This window comes from Synechococcus sp. R6-10 (assembly GCF_047461815.1).
Taxonomy (GTDB): Bacteria; Cyanobacteriota; Cyanobacteriia; order Thermostichales; family Thermostichaceae; genus Thermostichus.
The window spans coordinates 1-726 of the sequence record NZ_JANSHW010000758.1 but is presented as its reverse complement, the minus strand read 5'-3'; the positions used below and the strand labels follow the sequence as shown (position 1 = coordinate 726).

Genomic DNA, 726 nt, shown 5'->3' with positions numbered 1-726 from the left:
ACGGTCGGGCGCTGGGACGAGATCAAGACCAAGCCGACCCAGCACAGCGTCATCAAGCTGCGCGAAATCGGAATCACGCCCGATGTGCTGATTTGTCGCACACGCATGCCCCTGCCCGACGAAGTGCGCGCCAAAATCTCGCTGTTTACCGATGTGGCGCATAACGCGGTTATTGAGTCGCTCGATGTGGAGACCATCTACGAGATTCCGCTGCTGTTTGAGCGTTCAGGATTGGCGCGGCTGACCCTGCGCCGACTGGGGCTGCCCGACCTGCCGCCCGACCTGAGCGACTGGGAGCAGATGGTGGAGCGGCTCAAGCGTCCGCGAGACCGATGCCGTATCGCGCTGGTGGGCAAGTATATCGAGAACCGCGACTCGTACATCAGTATCGCCGAGTCGTTCCACCACGCAGGCGCAGCAAACGACGCGGCGGTAGAAATCGAATGGGTGGACTCGTCAGAGTTGGAGCAGGTGGACGCGGCGGAGCGGCTGGCGCATGTGGACGGCGTCTTGGTCGCGCACGGGTTCGGCGCGCGGGGCGTGGAGGGCAAACTGAATGCGATTCGCTACGCCCGCGAGAACGGCGTGCCCTTCTACGGCATCTGCTACGGCATGCAGATGGCAGTGATCGAGTTCGCGCGGCATGTGGCGGGCTTAGCGGGCGCGCACACGGAAGAAGTTGACCACGACACACCGCATCCCGTGATTCATCTGCTGCCCGAACAG

At 63.1% G+C, this 726-nt stretch carries 1 protein-coding gene; it reads left to right on the top strand.

Annotation, left to right across the window (positions count from 1 at the left end; translation table 11 throughout):
- On the top strand, positions 1-726 hold a 726-nt coding region (locus tag NW837_RS15850; protein ID WP_414332682.1), incomplete at both ends, for a glutamine amidotransferase-related protein.